We start from the raw sequence: 20,356 nt of genomic DNA on the forward strand, positions 1-20,356 counted from the left end.
CTCACTCTGCAAAGACATGCTGGAAGGCCTCGGTGACCTCGGGATAGGCGCTGGCGCGGGCGAAGGCAATGGCATCTGCGACCTGCCGCTTGGCCTGTTCGCGGGCGGTCTTGACCGCCGTCTCATCAAGCAGGCCCTGCTCCAGCAACTGACGCTCCAGGCGCAGGATCGGGTCGCGCTGCTTGAGGTTGCGCACCTCGCCCTTGGGCCGGTAACCCTCGGGATCGCCCTGGAAGTGACCGTAATAACGGTCTACCTGCATCTCGATCAGCGTCGGACCCTCGCCACGGCGCGCCCGCGCGATGGCGGTGCCTGCGGCGGCGAACATGGCCACGGCGTCGTTCTCCGTCACCTGGATGCCCGGCATGCCGTAACCGGCGGCGCGCTCAACGTTGCTGGCCACCGAAGTGGAGGCCTGCTTGCTCACCGAGATGCCGTAGTTGTTGTCCTGGCAGACGAACACCACCGGCAGCCGCCACAGGCTGGCGAGGTTCAGCGATTCGTGGAACGAGCCCTGGTTGGCTGCGCCGTCGCCAAATTCGGCCACGGCTATCGCGCCAGTGCCTTGTAACTGCGCCGCCAGGGCGGCTCCCACGGCATGGGGAATGCCGGCGCCGACTATGCCGTTGCAGGCAAAGTTATGCTCGGTATCGTAGAGGTGCATATGCCCGCCCTTGCCCCGACACAGGCCATCGATCTTGCCGAAGATCTCCGCCGTCATGCGTTCCAGCGACACGCCCTTGGCGATGGCAAAGTGGTGTGCCCGGTGGGTGCCCCACACCGAGTCCGCCTGGTGCAAATGCACACAGACAGCCGCGGCCGCGGCCTCCTGGCCAGCGGACAGGTGCATCTCGCCGGGAATGCTGCCGGCGCCGATATCGAAGGCCAGGCCTTTCTGGATAGCGGGCGGTAGCTTGCCTTCGAAATACACCAGCGCCAGGGTGTCTTCGTACTCGCGGATCAGCAGCATGCGTTGGTACATCCACTGCAGCTGCTCATGAGTCGGGTGCATAAAAAATCTCCTTCAGGTTTGGGCTGGCTCAGGTCATCTGTCCGGTTGCGCGCAGCCAGTCCTCGGAACGGCGCAGACCTTCCTCCAGGGACATCTTGGGCTGATAACCGAGCAGGTTTTTGGCCTTCTCGATCGAGTAATCGCCACGCCGAGCGAGCATATGGATGGCATCCGGACAGGCCTCGTCGTGGCGCTGCAGCAGCCGGTTGGCACCCCAGATCAGCCGCGTCAGCAGCAGCGCCAACGCGGTCGGCAGAGCCCGCGGCGCACCACTGCGGCCGGCCCAGTGCCAGTGATGGGTGAAAAATTCACGGCAGGTGATGGGGGCACCGCCGGAAAGGATGAAGATCTGTCCGCAGCCCTGAGGCAAGCCGGCGGCCAGCAGTGTGCCGTCGAGCAGATCATCGACGTAGACCGGGCTGAACACGCCGTTGCCATGGGCTGGTAGCACCAGGGTGCCGGCCTTGGCCATCTTGTAGGGCTCACTGATCCAGGCCCGCGAACCCGGGCCGTAGACGTCGCCGGGACGGATGATGGTGCAGTCGATCTCGCCGGCGGCATGGGCGGCCAGTACCACATGCTCGCTGGCGCCCTTGGCCACGCCGTAGCGGTAGTCGGGGCCGATCATCACGCAGGCTTTCTCGTCGGCCTGATCGGGGAAATCCCAGCCCATGGCCGCCACTGAGGAGTAATGCAGGAAGCGCTTGGCGCCGCCAGCGATGGCCACGTCCAGCGCATTGCCCACGCCATGCACCGATACCTCGCGGTACAGCTGCCATGGCGCCGCCAGCGATACCACTGCCGCGGTGTTGATAAACAGCTCGCAGCCCTGGGCATGGCTGGCCCAGTTCTGCGGCTGGGTCAGGTCGCCAGCCACCACATTGCGCGCCGGGTCGGCGTGCAAATCCATTCCGCGCGTCTCGACGCCGAGCGCCTGGTAGCGATCCATCAGCCCCCGGCCGATAAAGCCGTTGGCGCCAGTGACGAACACCGAACGCGGCAGCTGCGGGGTTTGTCCGTCGCGGCCGACGGGGGCCTGTACGTTGCTCATACTTGTTGTCCCTGTAGGCTGCCCTGGGCTCGCCGGGTTTGCAGTTCACAGATCACTTTCAGGCGATCTACCCCACGACGCATCCGCCCGCCGATGAGCAAACGCAGCAGCCACTGGCTGCCGGGAAGGCGCGCGACGAATCTGATGCTGTAATCGAGCCAAACCTTGCCGTCGGCGGTTTGTGTCAGCTCGATGCGACCGAAGTGGAACTTCACCGGTGCGCCGCTGATCAGGCGGTAATCCATGCGCTGGCAAGGTTCGAAGGTCAGCACCTCCTCCACCACCCGCTCGCCGAAGCGGCTCAGCTCGCGCAGAGCGCCGACCCCACCAGGATGCCCTTGGCCAGGCTGCAGCAGCTTGCCCTGGTAACAGAACCAGTCACCGATGCTGGCGTGATCAGCCAGGCGCTCCCAGATCAGTTCGACAGGGGCGTCCACCAACACCTGATGCGTCACCTCGGCATCGAAATGTTTGGGCGTGAAGCCCATGAAGCGGTCGTAGTACGGGCGCACAGCGAGCAGCTCGAAGGAGAAGTTCTGGGGGTCGTTGACGTACATCACGCCCCAGTTGAAAACGCTGAACGGGAAGGGGAAATTCGGTTTGGCCCCGGCGTTCACCATGCGGTCGAAGACCCGCCGCAGCTCGCGCTGCCGGCGATAGCCAAAGGCCAGATTGAGGATGCCCAGGTCGCTGATCCGGTAATCGGCAGGCAAGGCCCGGCCCGGCGGATCGCGGTACTGCACCACTTCGATCAGGATGTCGTCGGCCCAGAACAACAGGCTTTCGCGCCGTGCGCCGTCCAGGCCCCACAACGCCTCGTGCTCGGGGCCGTGCAAGCTGAGACCCGCGGCCTCTTCCAGCTCCAGAGCATTGACCATAAAGTCACGTGACTGCGCCAGGTCGGCCACCGACAGGGTGATGAAGCGAGCCGTGGACAGGGGACCAGAACGTGGCCGCAGTCGCGGATTGGGTGCGCGCGGATCGTCCTCCATCAACTCCAGCAAGGCACCGTCCGGATCGTGCAGACAAGCGCGACGACGACCTTGCTCGCCCACCACTGTGCCTATCAGCGGACTGCCCAAACGTTCGGCTCGCGCCAGCGCCGCATCGAAATCCGGCACATGGATGCCGACCAGGTTGTAGCCATGATCGCACATGCGCCAGTCGCTTGGCTGCGATCGACTTTGCGGACAGTGAAACTGAAACAGCTCGATCTGGAATTGCTCCTGGGTATCCAGCAGCCACCAACAGGTGCTGCGCGCGCCCGGCAGGCCTTGCACTTTTTCGGCCGCCCAACCCTTGAATGCCTCGGTGCCACCAGCCGGAATAAAGCCGAACAGATCCTGATACCACCGGTGACTGCGCCTTAGGTCACTGACACTGAAGGCAATCTGACAAAGTCGCTGACTCATCTCGTTGTCCCTGTGGTTATTGTCATTGCAACTTCGTACTTGGCTATTCATTCGTTTGCCGGGCAATGCGCCGTAGTGCGACGCTCGCCACTGACACCGACCAGCAGCAAAGCCAGCACGCGCTCTGGGGAAGTCATGGGGATAGATTATTCGCACTAGGTCCCAGTAGAAGATAGGCTTAGCGCGCCACCAATTTGACAAATCACGCCAACCTGGCAAGCTTCATCCATACGTGCAACGGTCGGCGGCCTGGCGCTATTCACAGCCAAATGACACCGGTGGCGAAGATAAAATGCCGGTTGCAGGTATATCGAAGCCTCCGTCGTACCTAAGTCTTGGGGCATGTTCCATGCGCAGCGTCCCCGACAGAAAGCCAGCCAACACCTACCCGCCATCTTTTAACGATGCTGGTTTGTATGCAGGCAGCAGGGAGAGTGCTCGGTCCCGAAAAATATTGACATAACGCGCCAACCGGCCAACATTTGTGCCAAAAACAGAGCACAGCCACGCAAGCGTTGTTGCTGAGCAGCAAGCATAAATACAACATCAAAAAGAGGTCGGTCATGACTGATTTTTCCCGCGCCTCATCCCTCTACGGCTTCGCCGAATTCGCAGTCAGCCAGGGGCTGAACCCTGATGAGTTACTCAAAAAGGCCGGCTTGTCCCGTGATGTGCTTGAACATCCGGAAGGCCTGATCTCCTATCGCAAGTTCCTTAATTTGCTGGCGCTGTGCGCCCAGTGCAGCGGAAATCAATTCTTCGGTTTGCAGTACGGCTTGCATCAAGGCGTCGGTATCTTCGGGCCCCTGCTATACCTGATCCGCAATGCCAAGAATGTGCGTGATGCGCTTCAGGAACTGGCGCATTACTACCACCTGCACTCCGGCGCCGCCGAGGTCAAACTGGAGTTGCAAGGCGATCATGTCTTGCTGATCTATTCCCCGGGATGCGAAAGCTTGCTGAGCTTGCGGCATGGCACGGAATTGGCCCTGGGCGTCGGGATGCAGCTGATGCGCACCCTGCTCGGCAGCCGCTGGCAGCCGCTGGCGGCGCTGTTGCAGCACGCGCCGGTGAACGAAGCGAGCACTTACCGGCGCCTGCTCGGCGTCATCCCTCAATTCAACACCCCTTACAACGCTTGGGTGTTCGACGCCCACTTGCTCGAGTCACCGCTGAGCGCGGCTGATAAAAACCTGCATCGCCTGATCCAGCAGCACCTGGAAAGTCTCGATCAGCTGTCAATCCATGAGCTACCGGCCTATGTACAGCAGTTGTTGCGCAGTTTCCTACCCAATGGGCGGGTCACCGTCGAGCTGATTGCCGACTATATGATGCTCAGTCCGCGCACCTTGCAACGCTACCTTGCCGAAGAGGGAACCTCATTTCAGGCCCTGCTGGATCAAACACGCCAGCTTCTAGCGACGCGTTACCTGCGGGACTCGGAAATCAGCCTGACCCAACTTGCCGGGCTACTTGGCTACTCTGATCTCAGTGCTTTCTCCCGGGCATTCCAACGCTGGTTCGGCAAGAGCCCAAGGGAATGGCAAAAACAGTTGCCGGTCGACCAACAACCCAAACGTATGCGTTCACGTCTGCGTGTTCGTGGTTAGGACCCCGCTTGGGTAAGGAGACGAGATGAGGTCTGCCAAGCCGCCATGGCAAGGTATCTGTGGTCGTGTGATGTTGGTGAGAAAAAGTGTGCAAACCCGCCTTAGCCAGAACAAATAGAAGATAGATAAATCATTTTTATTCAATTGGTTATGAATAAAATATCTTTATGAAACTGCAGCTTCTGCATTCTTTCCTCTTGGGGTTTCCTTCTTTAGTGTTTCTTTTTCCTGAATTGCTCTCACCAGCTCGCAGGCTTGTTTCTGCCGCATTCGGCTGTGCGCCCGTCACCGCTCTGCAATCTGTCCCGGGTTATGATCTGCTCTATTTCGGTGCGTGCTGGTTGCGATGCACAGTAGAAGTGCGGGCTTGCTCAGGTTGGCGTGCTTGGTGATCCAATCTGGTGCATTGGTTTGCCTGCTTGATATTAAGGTATTGATTACAATCAATTTAGTGAGTTGGCCTGCTTTATGCTTTAAAGCAATCATGTCGCCATGACGCTGCCCGATGAAGGAAGCATGACCAGGGCAGTGGCAAGTGTGTGCTGAGTGTGAGTTTGTGTGGATTGTCGGATTCGATGTTCATATCAGGAAATGGACCCGGACAGGTGCCGGGACGACAGGGAAGGAGATGGCAGTATGCTCAAGAGACTCGTGATGACTGGCCTGTTGGCGCTTGCCGCCTTGCTGGCCGCCCCCAGTTGGGCTGAAGAGGTGGTGGCCGCATCGGCCGACGTCGTACAGGCTGCGGCGCCAGTCGCTGCCGCTGTGACCATCAACAAGGGGGATAATAGCTGGATGTTGCTGTCGGCAGCACTGGTGATCCTGATGTCCATTCCGGGCTTGGCCCTGTTCTATGGCGGTCTGGTACGCAGCAAAAACATGCTGAGCGTGTTGATGCAGGTGTTCACCCTGTTCTCGCTCATCTGCGTGCTGTGGATCCTCTACGGTTATTCGCTGGCCTTCACCGAGGGCAACAGTGTCTACGGCTCCTTCAGCAAGGCGCTGCTCAAGGGGGTCACTCCTGACTCCATTGCAGCGACTTTCAGCAAGGGGGTCGGCATCAGCGAGTTCATCTACGTGGTGTTCCAGGGGGCCTTTGCGGCCATCACCTGCGGCCTGATAGTGGGTGCCTTCGCCGAGCGCATCAAGTTTGCCGCCGTGCTGCTGTTCTCGGTGATCTGGTTCACCTTCGCCTACATACCGCTGGCCCACATGGTGTGGTACTGGGCGGGCCCGGATGCCTATACCACGGCCGAGGCGGCGGCGACCGCAACGGCGACGGCCGGTTATCTGTTCCAGCATGGTGCACTGGATTTTGCAGGCGGTACCGTGGTGCACATCAACGCCGCCGTGGCGGGTCTGGTGGGGGCCTATCTGGTGGGCAAGCGTCTGGGCTACGGGCGAGATCCCATGACACCGCACAGCCTCACCATGACCATGATAGGGGCCTCCCTGCTCTGGTTCGGCTGGTTCGGTTTCAACGCCGGCTCCGCGCTGGAAGCCAACGGCATAGCCGCACTGGCCTTCATCAACACCTGGGTGGCACCGGCTGCGGCTGCGCTCTCCTGGACCTTGGCCGAGTGGGTGATGAAGGGGCGTCCCTCCCTGCTGGGCGCTGCCTCCGGCGCCGTCTCCGGGCTGGTGGTGATCACCCCTGCGGCCGGTTTCGTCGGGGTTGGCGGTGGCCTGGTGATGGGCCTCATCAGCGGCGTGGCCGGTTTGTGGGGAGTGCACGGCCTCAAGCGCCTGCTGGGAGCCGATGACAGCCTGGATGTGTTTGGCGTGCATGGTGTGTGCGGGATTCTCGGTGCGCTGCTGACCGGCGTTTTTGCCAGCCCGGATCTGGGCGGTACCGGGGTGTGGGACTATGTCACCAACCAGGTCGCGGAAGGTTACTCCATCCTGGCCCAGGTCAAGATCCAGGCCATCGGGGTCGGGGTCACCATCCTCTGGTCCGGGGTCGTCTCGGTCGTGGCCTACAAGCTGGTGGATCTGCTCATCGGCCTGCGAGTGAAGGAAGATGCGGAGCGGGAAGGGCTGGATGTCACCACCCACGGTGAAAAAGCCTATAGCCTGTAACCGCGCTGGGTCACTTGCTGACAGGATCGCCGCCGGTTATGCCGGCGGCTTTTTTATGTCTCCATAAAGTGGAGTGCGCCTTGCCCCAGCTTTTATGCCTGCAATTTGACAGGATCTCCGCTAAACTCTGCCACCCTAAATGGGCTTGCCCCATTTTCCCCATCATTTTCTACGCCTTTGGAGCCGCTCATGCCGTTAGTGGGACATCAACACCAGATCGAGATCCTGGAACTGACCGACAAAGGGGATGGCAAGGGACGCCTGTTTGATCGCCCCCTGTTTGTCGAGGGTCTGTTGCCCGGTGAGCAGGCGCTGGTGGAGCTGACCGAGGTCAAGCCGAACTATCTGCATGGCAAGGTCACCGAGCTGCTCCAGCCGTCCGCCGATCGGGTCGCCGATTTCTGCCCCAACACCGAGTGCGGTGGCTGCCAGGTGCGCCCGCTGGCCTACCCGGCCCAGCTCAAGCTCAAGCAGGCTCTGGTGCAGAGCGCACTGGAACAGGTCGGGCTGGGTGACACCACAGTCAATCCCATCCTCGGCATGGAGAGCCCGTTCGCCTATCGCAACAAGGCGCAATATGCGGTGCGTGGCTGCGACGCCGGTGCCGAGATCGGTTTTTATCGCAAGCACTCCCACGATCTCATCACCGCCGATGATTGCGCGGTGCAGGACTCGCTGCACGTGGAGCTCAACGCCCGGGTGCGCAACTGGATGCGCGAGCACAACATCGCCGCCTATGACGAAGTGAACCACACCGGCTGCGTGCGCAATCTGATGACCCGCAAGGGCTTCAAGAGCGGCGAGCTGATGGTGGTGCTGGTGACTCTGGGTGAAACGCTGCCGTTCGAAGCCGAGCTGCTGGCGAGCTTGAGCGATCTGCCCATCACTACCCTGGTGCAGAACATCAACGATGAGCGCACCAACCGTATTCTGGGCGCCACCAACCGGGTGCTGCTGGGTGAAGGGGTGATCCGCGACAAGATCCATGAACTCGAATTCGAGATCTCGCCGCTCTCCTTCTTCCAGAACAACCCGACCCAGACTGATGTGCTCTACTCCAGCGCCCTCGAGTATGCCGAGCTGACCGGCAACGAGACTGTGTTCGACATCTATTGCGGTATCGGCACCATCTCCCTGTTCCTGGCTGGCAAGGCCGCCAAGGTGGTGGGGATTGAGTCGGTGGAGAGCGCCATCAGCGATGCCCGTCGCAACGCCGCCCTCAACGGCATAGAGCATACCGAATTCCACGTGGGCAAGGCCGAGCAGCTGATGCCCGAGCTGCACGCCCAAGGTGTGACCGCCGACGTCGTGGTGCTGGATCCGCCCCGCAAGGGTTGTGACAAGGCGGTGCTGCAGACCCTGGTCGCCATGGCGCCGCGTCGACTGGTCTATGTCTCCTGCAACCCGCAGACCCTGGCCCGCGATCTCGCCTGGCTGGTCAAGCAGGGCTTCGTGCTGGATGAGGTGCAGCCGGTCGACATGTTCCCGCACTCCATGCATGTGGAAGCGGTCGCTCGCCTGAGCCTGCCTGCCAAAGGCTGACAGGCACTCGCGCCGCTGCGATTGAATTAGCCAGATGGCTCTGTTAAAAACGACTCCAAATGGAGTCGTTTTTTATGCCCGTAATCCGGCGCGGCCGTCAAACAGGGAGGATAAGCATGACGATTCGTCTGGCAAGCGTGGAGGATGCGGCAGCACTGGATCACTTCTTTCAGCAACTGGATCGGGAGACCCGCTTCATGCTGTATGAGGCGGGGGAGAGACCATCCGACATTGAGGGGCAATGCCAGCGTCTGGCAGCCATGCAGGCCAGCCGCAACCAGCGGATGTGGCTGCTGAGCCTGGCCGGTGAGGTCCAGGGCTTTGCAGTCCTGCTGGGGGGAAACATGCATCGCAATCGCCACTGTGCACTGGTGGTAATGGGGCTGCGGCCGAGTGCGCGGGGTCTGGGGTGGGGTGAGCGGTTACTGCGTACACTCATCACGGCGGCCAGCGAGCTTGGTATCAGCCGACTGGAGCTGGGCGTCATGGCACATAACGGGGTGGCCCATTCACTCTACCGCAAGTGCGGCTTCATGGATGAGGGATTGCGGCGGCAGGCGTATTGGCTGGACGAGAGCTATGTCGACGAGATCAGCATGGGCCTGCTGTTGCCGTCCGGAGCGCCATGATGCCGTTGACCCGATCTCGCCGGGTTGGCGAGAGGCGTGGGGCAGAGTATCGGATAGTGTGATGGAGAGAGGAAAGGGACCATGAAATGTATCTTGTTACGCTGGTTGGCTCGCTACGATGGCTGGTGTCAGGAGTGGGGACTCATCCCGGAGAACCGGCGCAGCTGCGCGCCGGTGCGTTATGACGAAGATGAGCAGGAGGAGCCGGCGTCGGAGGGCGACGCTTCGTCACTCAATCAAAATTGCGCGTCACGGCCCCGGTAACGCTGTTGTAGTCAAAGCTCAATCCATCCGGGTAAGCCGGGAAGCGGGCGATGGAGTCGCGCAGGGTATAGCGGCAGTTGCTGTGGTTTAGAGTGTCTTCAGCTTGGCTTGGAACATTGATTTCTTGCGAGATATAGTCAGCGGTGGTGCTGTGATCACTCAGGTCCGCAACAGTTTGATCGGTATCCAGCATGCCTGTGAAAAGAGATTCACAGTCATCTGGACTGCTAACCGAGATCTGATCACTGGTTCCGCCAGGAAAGATGTGGTCAATACCTTGCTCACCTTGATCTTCTTTTGTCCCCACCGGCCAGCCATAGTGATTGATATCCAGGTCTTTGTTTCCCATTCCGCTGAAGTTGTAGAGGGCCAGGCTTTGTCCCTGTACTTTGACCGCCCAGCCAGCATGGGCAAGCTGCACGGCGCTGGCGAAGCCGCCGGCAGTGGCGGCAACCGTGCTCTTGAGGGCATCATCCTTGATATTGATAAAGCGGGGCAGGGCGGTGACGGCCAGAACCCCCAGCACTATGATGACCATCACCAGTTCTATCAGGGTAAAGCCATGGTTCGAGCGTTTCATTATTGAGTAGACCCATCAAGTACGACAAACAGGTGAAAGCGACATGCAACTGATCGACACCCATTGCCATCTCGATTTTCCCGTCTTCGATCCAGACAGGGCGGCGTTGCTGGCAGATTGCCGGCAGTTGGGGGTGGGCCAGTATATCATCCCCGCCGTGGGAGAGGAAAATTGGACTCGCGTGATGGCGTTGGCGGAGCAATACCCAGGAATTGCCTACGGTCTGGGCATTCATCCCTGGTATGTGGGCACTCAGACTCAGGGTGCGCTGACGCGATTGCAGGCGTTGTTGGCTGCCCGACCCACTGGTCTGGTGGCGGTCGGGGAGTGCGGGCTGGATCTACGCAGCCAGGTGCCGCAGGAGGGGCAGCTGGTCTGGTTCGAGGCACAGATCAGGCTGGCTATGGAGCATGAGTTGCCACTGATAGTCCATTCAGTGCGGGCCAACGACACGGTTGCCAAAATCCTGCGCCGTTTCAAACCGGCAAGGGGTGGGGTCATCCATGCCTTCAGCGGTTCGCTGCAACAGGCACAAGCGTTCTGGCAGCTTGGGTTTCGGCTGGGAATAGGTGGCGTCATCAGTTATGAACGGGCCAACAAGACCCGGGAGGCGATCCGCGACATGCCACTGGAGGCCTTGTTGCTTGAGACGGATGCGCCCGACATGCCGTTGCAGGGTCAGCAGGGCATCCCCAATACCCCCGCCAACTTGCCGAAGATTGCGCAACTCTTGGCTGAATTGCGGCAACAGCCCTTGAGTCATGTTGTCGCGGTGTTACATGAATCCACTTTTCATACTTTCCCGCTCGGACTCTCTGAAATTAACACCTGATTAACTCTTGATAGCATCATGATAAAAAACGGGGTAAGTAAAAATCGTTTGCGGTCTAATTTGACGACCTCTAGCGCATTTCATGCTTATAAAATGTGACCAGTATTCTACTTTGTCGCACCGTAATTAGTATAATGCGCACCCTTGATTGATGGCTTTGAGATACAAGTTGTTAACAAGCTGGAAGGTGCTACTAAAGAGGAAGTGTTAATAATGAATTTGATTATGGGTCTGGTAGGGATGGCAACACTCATCCTTATCGCGGTGCTGTTCTCCAGTAATCGCAAAGCAATAAAAATTCGCACCGTAGCCGGTGCCTTTGCAATTCAAGCTGGACTGGGTGCATTCGTGCTGTACGTCCCGGTTGGCCGAGATATTCTGGTCGGTGTATCTGATGCCGTTTCCAGCGTCATCGGTTATGGCCAAAACGGTATCGAATTCCTGTTCGGTGGTCTGGTCAGCAACAAGATGTTTGAAGTGTTCGGCGGCGGCGGCTTTATCTTTGCCTTCCGCGTTCTGCCCGTCATCATCTTCTTCTCCTCCCTGATCGCGGTTCTCTATTATCTGGGCATCATGCAGTGGGTGATCAAGCTGCTGGGTGGTGGCCTGCAAAAAGTACTGGGCACGTCCCGTACCGAATCCCTCTCTGCCACGGCCAACATCTTCGTCGGTCAGACTGAAGCTCCGCTGGTGGTTCGCCCTTTCATCTCCAAGATGACTGACTCCGAGCTGTTCGCCGTCATGTGTGGTGGCCTGGCCTCCGTCGCCGGTTCCGTGCTGGCCGGTTATGCCTCCATGGGCGTCAAGATGGAATACCTGATCGCCGCCTCCTTCATGGCTGCCCCGGGTGGTCTGCTGTTCGCCAAGTTGCTGGTACCGGAAACCGAGACCCCCAACTATGACGAAAACAATGCCGATGGCGATCTGGAAGACAAGCCTGCCAACGTGATCGATGCCGCCGCCGCCGGTGCCTCCGCCGGTCTGCAACTGGCCCTGAACGTGGGTGCCATGCTGCTGGCCTTCATCGGCCTGATCGCCATGATCAACGGCATCTTCGCCGGTGTGGGTGGCTGGTTCGGTTATCCGCAGCTCTCCCTGGAACTGCTGCTGGGCTGGTTGTTCTCCCCGCTGGCCTTCCTGATCGGTGTACCCTGGAGCGAGGCCGTGGTGGCCGGTTCCTTCATCGGCCAGAAGCTGGTGGTCAACGAGTTCGTGGCTTACCTGAACTTTGCCCCCTACCTGAAGGATGAAGTGCTGATCAACGGCGTGGCCATGTCCGAGCACACCAAGGCCATCATCTCCTTCGCCCTGTGCGGCTTCGCCAACCTATCCTCCGTTGCCATCCTGCTGGGTGGTCTGGGCTCCATGGCACCGAACCGTCGCGGCACCATTGCCAAATTTGGTTTGAAGGCTGTACTGGCCGGCTCTCTGTCCAACCTGATGTCTGCCACCATCGCAGGCTTCTTCCTGGCACTGACAGCCATGTAATATTTGCCTGACACTCAGGTAAAGACGAACGCCACAGCGAAAAGCTGTGGCGTTCGCGTTTGGAGCGGTGACAACCGTTTTCCTTTCTAAACTAATAATAAAATGAGTCAAATCGGAGGTTATATGAATGAAGTGCTACTGGCGATGGCGGCCGGCTTTATCGTTGGCTTGTTGTTTTCTTTCCTCAAATTGCCGATCCCGGCCCCACCCGTACTGTCCGGGGTAATGGGGATAGTCGGGGTCTATCTGGGGGGGCTGGCGTACTCCTGGATACTCACACGCTTCTTCTCTTAACGCACTTTTCAGTACCGGATTTGCCAGATGTGAGGTACCTCTGAAATTGGCAAATCCGGCTTGCAAACACGGGGTATCTCGGCTGAAATAGGCATTGCCAGCAGGGTGCTGGCATTGACTAATGCCCGATCAAATCGGGTGTTGGCGGTCAAATGGAATTGATTGGGAAGTCGGGTCAGCAGTTGTCGGCCTTTCTCAAGTCTTCATGGAACCAAGTCCGCACTTTTGTAAGAAAGTGACAGGGCTCTTGCCTTATTTACAGCCATATTGCCTGTGCATGCGCGCTGTAATTCCATTCCCGTATCCTTGGGAGTCGTGTCTTGCTGGTTGCGTTGCGACAAGCAGGCGCTCGCCCCTGGAAGCAGGATTAAATCGAGACTTTGGAGAATAGAATGACTGATCTGAAACTGGCCGCCCAACGCGCCCTGAACCTGATGGACCTGACCACCCTGAACGATGATGACACCGATCAGAAGGTGATCGACCTGTGCCGCAAGGCCAAGTCTCCGGCCGGCCTGACCGCCGCCGTCTGCATCTATCCCCGCTTCATCCCCATAGCGCGCAAGACACTGCGTGAGATCGGCGCCGCCGACGTGCGCATCGCCACCGTGACCAACTTCCCCCATGGCAACGACGACATCGAGATTGCCGTGGCCGAGACCCGTGCCGCCGTGGCTTACGGTGCCGACGAAGTGGACGTGGTGTTCCCCTACCGCGCCTTCATGGCCGGCAATGAACAGGTTGGCTTCGATCTGGTCAAAGCTTGTAAGGAAGCCTGCGGCACGCAAGCGCTGCTGAAAGTGATCATCGAGACAGGTGAACTGAAAGAAGAGGCGCTGATCCGCCGCGCCTCCGAGATCTCCATCGACGCCGGCGCCGACTTCATCAAGACCTCCACCGGCAAGGTGCCGGTCAATGCGACCCCGGAAGCGGCCCGCATCATGATGGAAGTGATCAAGGCCAAGAACCCGAAAGTCGGCTTCAAGCCGGCCGGTGGCGTGAAAGACGCCGCCGTGGCGGGTCAGTACCTGGCCATGGCCGAAGAGATCCTGGGCAAGGACTGGGTATCCGCCCGCACCTTCCGCTTTGGTGCATCCAGCCTGTTGGCCAGCCTGCTGGCCACACTGGGGCATGGCGACAAGCCGGCCAACACCAGCGGTTACTAATAGGTTGATGAGAGGGCGGACCTGGTCCGCCCTGTTGCGCCCCACCATTCGGTGTGCGGGCAAGGATTCAGGCTTGTGTAACGCCAGCAATGGCGGAGGGAATGAAAGATGTTTTTGCCTCAAGAAATTATTCGCAAGAAGCGCAACGGTGAAGCGCTCAGTACCCAAGAAATTCAATTCTTCATCCAGGGCATTACCAACAACACCATCGGCGAGGGGCAGATCGCTGCGCTCGCGATGGCGGTCTACTTCAAAGACATGACCATGGATGAGCGGGTTGCCCTGACCTGCGCCATGCGTGACTCCGGCATGGTGCTGACCTGGGATCACCTGAATCTGGGTGGCCCGATTGTCGACAAACACTCCACCGGCGGTGTGGGTGATGTGGTCTCTCTGATGCTTGGCCCCATGGTCGCCGCCTGCGGCGGTTTCGTGCCGATGATCTCCGGCCGTGGCCTGGGCCACACCGGCGGCACCCTGGACAAGCTGGATGCCATTCCCGGCTACCAGACCTCGGTCGACAACGATCGTTTCCTGAAAGTGGTGAAAGAGGCGGGTGTCGCCATCATAGGTCAGACCGGCGATCTCGCTCCGGCCGACAAGCGTATCTATGCGGTACGCGACATCACCGCCACCGTCGAATCCATCGCCATGATCACCGGCTCCATCCTCTCCAAGAAGCTCGCCTCCGGGCTCGAAGCGCTGGTGATGGACGTCAAGGTCGGCTCCGGTGCCTTCATGCCGACCTTCGAAGCGTCCGAAGAGCTGGCCAAGAGCATAGTCGCCGTGGCCAACGGTGCCGGTTGCCGCACTTCAGCGCTCTTGACCGACATGAACCAGGTGCTGGCCTCCAGCGCTGGCAACGCGGTGGAAGTACGCGAAGCCGTGCGCTACCTGACAGGTGAGCACCGCAACCCGCGCATTCACGAAGTCACCATGAGCCTGTGCGCCGAGATGCTGATCTCCGCCCATCTGGCCAGCGACGATGCCGATGCCCGCCGCAAGCTGCAAGCCGTGCTCGACAACGGCAAGGCTGCCGAGATCTTCGGTCGCATGGTGACCGGCCTCGGTGGTCCTTCCGACTTCATGGAACGTTATGATAGCCACCTGCCCAAGGCTGCCATCGTGCGCCCCGTGTATGCGGCCAATGCCGGTTTCGTGGCGGCCATGGATACCCGGGAGCTGGGGCTGGCTGTGGTCGCCATGGGGGGCGGTCGTCGCGCCGCCGGTGACAAACTCGATTACGCTGTCGGTCTGACCGACTTTATCCGCCTGGGCCAGAGCGTCGATGCTGACAAGCCGATTGCCCTGATCCACGCTCAAACCGAAGAGCAATTTGCTCAGGCTGCCAGCATGGTGCAGGCGGCTGTCAAGATCGGTGACACTCAACCCCAGGCCCTGCCTGAGGTCTATCGTCGCATCGGTCTGGCTGATTTGTAACAAGGGGAAGTCCCATGAAACGTACCTTTATTCTGATGATGGACTCTTTCGGTATTGGCGCTGCCGCCGATGCCGACAAGTTCGGAGATGTGGGCGCCAACACCCTTGGCCATATCGCCAAGGCCTGTGCCGCCGGTGAGATTGAAGGCCGTGGCGCCCTCAATCTGCCGAACCTGAACAAGCTGGGTCTGGGCCATGCCGGTGAGCTGGCCTCCGGCTACTTCCCGGCAGGCTTGAAAAAGGATATCGAGGTGGTCGGTGCCTACGGTTTCGCCCAGGAGCTCTCCTCCGGCAAGGACACCCCGTCCGGCCACTGGGAGATCGCCGGTGTGCCCGTGCTGTTCGAGTGGGGTTACTTCACCGATCACCACAACAGCTTCCCGCAGGAGCTGCTGGACGCCATCGTCGAGAAGGCGGGTCTGTCCGGTTACCTCGGCAACTGCCACGCTTCCGGTACTCAGGTGCTGGATGATCTGGGCGAAGAGCACATGCGCACCGGCAAGCCGATCCTCTACACCTCTGCCGACTCGGTGTTCCAGATCGCCTGTCACGAAGAGACCTACGGTCTCGAGAAGCTCTATGAGCTGTGCCACATAGTGCGCGAGCTGCTGGAGCCCTACAACATCGGCCGCGTCATCGCGCGTCCGTTCGTGGGCAGCGGCAAGGGCAACTTCAAGCGTACCGGCAACCGCCACGACTACTCAGTGTTGCCGCCGGCGCCGACCGTGCTGGATTACATGAAAGAAGCGGGTGGTCAGGTGGTCTCCATCGGCAAGATCGCCGACATCTATGCCAACCAGGGCATCACCAAGCAGGTGAAGGGCACTGGCTTGACCGAGCTGTGGGATCGCACTCTGGAAGAGGTGAAAGCGGCCGGTGACCAGACCATCGTCTTCACCAACTTCGTGGACTTCGACTCCTCCTACGGTCACCGTCGTGACGTGAAGGGCTACGCCGATGCACTGGAGTATTTCGACTCCCGTCTGCCGGAGCTGTTCGCGATGCTGCAAGATGGCGATGTGGTGGTACTGACCGCCGACCACGGCTGCGATCCGACCTGGGGCGGTACGGATCACACCCGTGAGTACATCCCGGTGCTGTTCTTCGGCAAACCGGTCAAGGCGGGCTCCGTCGGTCGTCGCGAGACTTTTGCCGACATCGGCCAGAGCATAGCGGCGTACCACGGCCTGCCCAAGCTGCAATACGGTACCAGCTTCCTGTAATGCCGATTTTGGGCGGCGCCTTGCAGTCTGTTTTGCGGGGCCTGCCCAAGTTGCAGTGCGGCACTTGCCTCCTGTAATTTACCGCCCGTCACCTCGGTGACGGGCAACCAATAAAGACAATAAAACTCAACCTAGTGTGAAGGAATCAAGAGAATGGCAACTCCTCATATCAATGCGAAAGATGGCGCCTTTGCTGATACAGTGCTGATGCCGGGTGACCCCCTGCGCGCCAAGTACATCGCCGAAACCTTCCTGGAGAACGTCGAGCAGGTGTGCGACGTGCGCAGCATGCTTGGCTTCACCGGTACCTACAAGGGCCGTCGCATCTCCGTCATGGGTCACGGCATGGGCATCCCGTCCTGCTCCATCTATGCCAAAGAGCTGATCACCGACTACGGTGTGAAGACCCTGATCCGCGTGGGCTCCTGTGGCGCCGTGCGTGAAGACGTGAAACTGCGTGATGTGGTGATCGGCATGGGTGCCTGCACCGATTCCAAGGTCAACCGTCTGCGCTTCAAGGATCACGACTTCGCCGCCATCGCCGACTTCGGTCTGGTTGCCAATGCCGTGCAGGCCGCCAAGAACAAGGGCGTTGCCGTGCGCGTCGGCAACATCTTCTCCGCCGACCTGTTCTACACCCCGGACCCCTCCATGTTCGACGTCATGGAAAAGTACGGCATCCTGGGTGTCGAGATGGAAGCCGCCGGCATCTACGGCGTGGCCGCAGAGTACGGTGCCAAGGCACTGACCATCTGCACCGTCTCCGACCATATCCGTACCGGCGAGCAGACCACCTCCGAAGAGCGTCAGCTGACCTTCAACGACATGATCGAAATCGCACTGGACTCAGTGCTGCTGGGCGACTGATCCGCAGCCTGGACTCCATGCAAAACGGCGACCCCAGGGTCGCCGTTTTTTTATGGTTCGTGGCCGCAGCGCCGCAGCGGGCCTAGAACCCTATGGGATCAGGCGCTCGGTGCACCCGATGAGGGCGGGCTCTTCTTCTTGTGCTTGCGCACCCGCATGTAGTTGCGGCGCACACCGTAGGAGATGAGCAGGCCGGCCAGCAGCGCCACCAGCAGCATCAGCCGCTGTTTCTCCTGTATCACCTTGAGCCGGGTGTCCTTGTCCGCCAGCAGCTGCTGCTCTTCCAGAGTGATGCGCAAATACCCTAAGGTTTGTTCTCCATCCAGGATCTCCTGCACAAACTGGATGCGGCCCTTGCCCTGCTCCGGCACCGATTTGTTGTTGTCGCCGATGGGTAGCAGGCTGTCCAGTGGCACGGCGGAGTCCGATTGGGCGAGGGGGATGCCACGGGCGTCATAGAGGGTGGCATCGAGGATCTCGGGCTCGGCAGCCAGATCCTGGGCCAGCCGTTCCAGCTCGCTGTTCTTGTCCTCCTTGATCCAGCGCTTCATGTCGCGGGCGGCATAGGCGACCAGCGCCTGGGCACGGTTGCGCGCCTCGCTGTGTAGCGAGGCCTGGCTCTCGCCCTGCATATGGATGAGCACGGCGAGCACCCAGAGGCCGAGCAAGATGCCGGCACCCAGACTGAGAACACGTTTGATGGGAAGATGACGCAAGCGTTGAGCCTCCTGACGACGAGCGGTGGCGGGATCTTGGCGCTTGCCTGTACAAAAAGCAATACGCTACTCTGGGCCAGCTTTGTTAATCCCATGATCACCAAGGAAGGCTCTATCTCTATGCTGTTGTCCCAATTACCTGCGGCCTTGTCCGAGTGGCCAGAGTGCCTGCCCAGTGCCCCCTGGTGGCAATTGACGCCGCAGGCGTTGCTGCCCGTTGCCAAACCGCTGGATGGCGCCTGGCTGGTGCTGTTTGGCAAGTCCCTTGCCGCCCGCCATCTGGCGCGCCTGGCCGAGTCGCTGGCTGCGCAGGATATGCGGGCCCAGCTCTATCCGCCGAGCAGCCCGGCCGGGGTGCCCTTGCTGTTGTTGGGAACGGACAGGTTCTCCCCCGAGCTGGTGCAGTGGCTCAAGGCCGAGGAGTGGGACATCGACATCTGCCATCTGCCCGCGCTGCCTACCCTGAGCGAGCCCGGCTTGCTGGTGATGGACATGGACTCGACCGCCATCCAGATCGAGTGCATCGACGAGATCGCCCGTCTGGCGGGAGTGGGCGAGCAGGTGGCCGCCGTGACGGCCGCGGCCATGCAGGGCAAGCTGGAGTTTTCCGATAGCCTGTGCAATCGGGTCGCCCTGCTGGCGGGGGCGCCGGTCACCATTCTCGACGAGGTGGCGGCCCAGATACCCTGGATGCCGGGCCTGCAATTGATGGTCGATACCCTCAAGCAGTCAGGTTGGAAGATGGCGATCGCCTCGGGGGGCTTCACCCGTTTCGCCGGTGAGTTGCAGCAGGCGCTGGGGCTGGACGCCATCTTCGCCAACGAGCTGGCTGTCGAGGGGGGGCGGCTGACCGGCAAGGTGAGTGGCCGCATCGTGGACGCCAGCGTCAAGGCCGAGGTGCTGCAACAGCTGGCGAGTGACTTTGGTATCGCCGCTGACCAGACAGTGGCCATCGGCGATGGTGCCAATGATCTCAAGATGATGGCGGTGGCTGGCCTTGGTATCGCCATCCACGCCAAGCCGCTGGTACGGGCCCAGGCGGCTGCCACCCTCAACCATCATGATTTGGAAGGGGTGATCTGCCTGCTCGGCGCCCTTGCCTGTCGCGATCGCCGTTGGGATAGTCACGGATCCTGAGTTATCCACCCCACATCATGGAACCTTGCATAGCGATGGAACTGTTACAGCAATCCCTGTTTATTCCCTGTGGTGAGCACCAGCTGCACGTACGCCACATCCAGCCACGGGTCGCCGTACATGCAGAGCCGATCCTGATGGTGCACGGCGCCATCGAAAACGGCCGCATCTTCTACACCGAATCGGGCAAGGGGCTGGCCTGCTTTCTGGCACGCCACGGCTATCAGGTCTATGTGGCCGACCTGCGCGGCCGGGGCCTGAGCACCCCGGCCATCGCCATGCAAGCCGAGCATGGCCAGCACGAGCTGATCACCGAGGATTTGCCGGTCTTGCACCGCTGGATTGCAGCGCGCCATGCCGGCTTCAAGCTGCACTGGATGGCTCACTCCTGGGGCGGTGTCATCATGGCATCGACTCTGGTGCGTTTTCCGGAATTGGCCGGGCAGATCGCCAGCCTGGTGTTCTTTGGTACCAAGCGTGGCGTCTCGGTGCAGAACCCGGAGCGCTGGTTGAAGGTGGATCTCATCTGGAATCGGCTGGCGCCCTGGTTGGCGCGACACCGTGGTTTTCTGGCGGCCCGCCGCCTTAAAATGGGGGCAGATGACGAGCCGCTGCGCTACCTGCAGGAGACGATTCCCTGGGTCAAGTGCGGGCCCTGGCAGGATCCGCACGACGGCTTTGCCTATGACGAAGCGGCAGCCAGGGTCAACTGGCCGCCGCTCTGGATGATTTCAGCCAAGGCTGACAAGGTATTGGGGCACCCGACCGACGTGCGCCGCTTCAGTGCCGAGATGGGCTCCGCCACACGCCACACCCGGCTTGGCAAGGACAATGGCAACCGGCTCGATTACGATCACATCAACATGCTGACGGCGCCACAGGCACAGGAGGATCACTTCCCGCAGATCCTCGAATGGCTGCTCAACCCGCATGCCGCGTGATGGAGACAAGGTTGGCGGGTGATGCCCCTTATCCTGATGTGTTGATTTAGGGAGAAAATAATGGCGGGCCATG

18 protein-coding genes are annotated in these 20,356 nt (G+C 60.2%); 13 read left to right on the forward strand and 5 right to left on the reverse strand.

Annotated elements, in window-relative coordinates:
* Window position 1 precedes the first annotated feature (1 nt).
* The 3 genes from ACW5XD_RS11955 to ACW5XD_RS11965 are packed head-to-tail and all read right to left on the reverse strand — an operon-like array spanning window position 2 to window position 3,475.
* Window positions 2-1,012 carry a thiamine pyrophosphate-dependent dehydrogenase E1 component subunit alpha gene (locus ACW5XD_RS11955; protein ID WP_456495070.1) on the reverse strand — a complete coding sequence of 337 codons (1,011 nt, stop codon included), beginning with the start codon at window positions 1,010-1,012 and terminating at the stop codon, window positions 2-4.
* A 28-nt stretch (window positions 1,013-1,040) separates the two neighbouring features.
* Window positions 1,041-2,063 carry an NAD-dependent epimerase/dehydratase family protein gene (locus tag ACW5XD_RS11960; RefSeq protein ID WP_456495071.1) on the reverse strand — a complete coding sequence of 341 codons (1,023 nt, stop codon included), beginning with the start codon at window positions 2,061-2,063 and terminating at the stop codon, window positions 1,041-1,043.
* Window positions 2,060-3,475, reverse strand: a complete 1,416-nt coding sequence (locus tag ACW5XD_RS11965; protein ID WP_456495072.1) for an SRPBCC family protein — start codon at window positions 3,473-3,475, stop codon at window positions 2,060-2,062. The genes ACW5XD_RS11960 and ACW5XD_RS11965 overlap by 4 nt, the downstream gene beginning before the upstream one ends.
* A gap of 563 nt (window positions 3,476-4,038) precedes the next feature.
* Here ACW5XD_RS11965 and ACW5XD_RS11970 point away from each other — a divergent pair.
* From ACW5XD_RS11970 to ACW5XD_RS11985, 4 genes are all read left to right on the forward strand, one after another.
* A complete protein-coding gene (locus ACW5XD_RS11970) occupies window positions 4,039-5,085 on the forward strand; it encodes an AraC family transcriptional regulator (RefSeq protein ID WP_456495073.1) in 1,047 nt (348 codons plus the stop codon).
* A gap of 636 nt (window positions 5,086-5,721) precedes the next feature.
* Entirely contained in the window at window positions 5,722-7,164 is a 1,443-nt protein-coding gene (gene amt / locus ACW5XD_RS11975) for an ammonium transporter (RefSeq protein WP_043554493.1), read from the forward strand.
* 189 nt (window positions 7,165-7,353) lie between these two features.
* The gene (gene rlmD / locus ACW5XD_RS11980; protein WP_456495074.1) at window positions 7,354-8,706 is read left to right on the forward strand and encodes a 23S rRNA (uracil(1939)-C(5))-methyltransferase RlmD; all 1,353 of its coding nucleotides are present in this window, start codon (window positions 7,354-7,356) and stop codon (window positions 8,704-8,706) included.
* Between the two features lie 74 nt (window positions 8,707-8,780).
* Entirely contained in the window at window positions 8,781-9,335 is a 555-nt protein-coding gene (locus ACW5XD_RS11985; RefSeq protein ID WP_456495075.1) for an N-acetyltransferase family protein, read from the forward strand.
* Window positions 9,336-9,567: 232 nt separating this feature from the next.
* Here ACW5XD_RS11985 and tppF read toward each other — a convergent pair whose 3' ends face one another.
* Window positions 9,568-10,182: a type IVa pilus pseudopilin TppF gene (gene tppF, locus ACW5XD_RS11990; protein WP_456495119.1), complete on the reverse strand. Its 615-nt coding sequence runs from the start codon at window positions 10,180-10,182 to the stop codon at window positions 9,568-9,570.
* Window positions 10,183-10,222: 40 nt separating this feature from the next.
* On the opposite strand from tppF, the gene ACW5XD_RS11995 reads away from it, so the two are divergent.
* From ACW5XD_RS11995 to deoD, 7 genes are all read left to right on the forward strand, one after another.
* Window positions 10,223-11,011: a TatD family hydrolase gene (locus tag ACW5XD_RS11995; protein ID WP_456495076.1), complete on the forward strand. Its 789-nt coding sequence runs from the start codon at window positions 10,223-10,225 to the stop codon at window positions 11,009-11,011.
* 213 nt (window positions 11,012-11,224) lie between these two features.
* Complete coding sequence (locus tag ACW5XD_RS12000) at window positions 11,225-12,499, forward strand: NupC/NupG family nucleoside CNT transporter (protein ID WP_043139798.1); 1,275 nt, start codon at window positions 11,225-11,227, stop codon at window positions 12,497-12,499.
* A gap of 123 nt (window positions 12,500-12,622) precedes the next feature.
* A complete protein-coding gene (locus ACW5XD_RS12005) occupies window positions 12,623-12,793 on the forward strand; it encodes a XapX domain-containing protein (RefSeq protein ID WP_005305103.1) in 171 nt (56 codons plus the stop codon).
* A gap of 392 nt (window positions 12,794-13,185) precedes the next feature.
* Complete coding sequence (gene deoC / locus ACW5XD_RS12010) at window positions 13,186-13,959, forward strand: deoxyribose-phosphate aldolase (RefSeq protein ID WP_017411234.1); 774 nt, start codon at window positions 13,186-13,188, stop codon at window positions 13,957-13,959.
* 108 nt (window positions 13,960-14,067) lie between these two features.
* Window positions 14,068-15,399: a thymidine phosphorylase gene (deoA, locus tag ACW5XD_RS12015; protein WP_456495077.1), complete on the forward strand. Its 1,332-nt coding sequence runs from the start codon at window positions 14,068-14,070 to the stop codon at window positions 15,397-15,399.
* A gap of 14 nt (window positions 15,400-15,413) precedes the next feature.
* Window positions 15,414-16,622 carry a phosphopentomutase gene (locus tag ACW5XD_RS12020; RefSeq protein ID WP_456495078.1) on the forward strand — a complete coding sequence of 403 codons (1,209 nt, stop codon included), beginning with the start codon at window positions 15,414-15,416 and terminating at the stop codon, window positions 16,620-16,622.
* Window positions 16,623-16,775: 153 nt separating this feature from the next.
* Window positions 16,776-17,489 carry a purine-nucleoside phosphorylase gene (deoD, locus tag ACW5XD_RS12025; protein WP_043139789.1) on the forward strand — a complete coding sequence of 238 codons (714 nt, stop codon included), beginning with the start codon at window positions 16,776-16,778 and terminating at the stop codon, window positions 17,487-17,489.
* Between the two features lie 98 nt (window positions 17,490-17,587).
* On the opposite strand, the gene ACW5XD_RS12030 is transcribed toward deoD, so the two are convergent.
* A complete protein-coding gene (locus tag ACW5XD_RS12030) occupies window positions 17,588-18,205 on the reverse strand; it encodes a YtjB family periplasmic protein (RefSeq protein WP_456495079.1) in 618 nt (205 codons plus the stop codon).
* A 120-nt stretch (window positions 18,206-18,325) separates the two neighbouring features.
* Here ACW5XD_RS12030 and serB point away from each other — a divergent pair, with 120 nt between their 5' ends.
* On the forward strand, window positions 18,326-19,342 hold the full coding sequence (serB, locus tag ACW5XD_RS12035; protein ID WP_456495080.1) for a phosphoserine phosphatase SerB: 1,017 nt from the start codon (window positions 18,326-18,328) through the stop codon (window positions 19,340-19,342).
* A 35-nt stretch (window positions 19,343-19,377) separates the two neighbouring features.
* Window positions 19,378-20,283: an alpha/beta fold hydrolase gene (locus tag ACW5XD_RS12040; RefSeq protein WP_456495081.1), complete on the forward strand. Its 906-nt coding sequence runs from the start codon at window positions 19,378-19,380 to the stop codon at window positions 20,281-20,283.
* Window positions 20,284-20,356 lie beyond the last annotated feature (73 nt).

The organism is Aeromonas enterica (genome assembly GCF_054052465.1).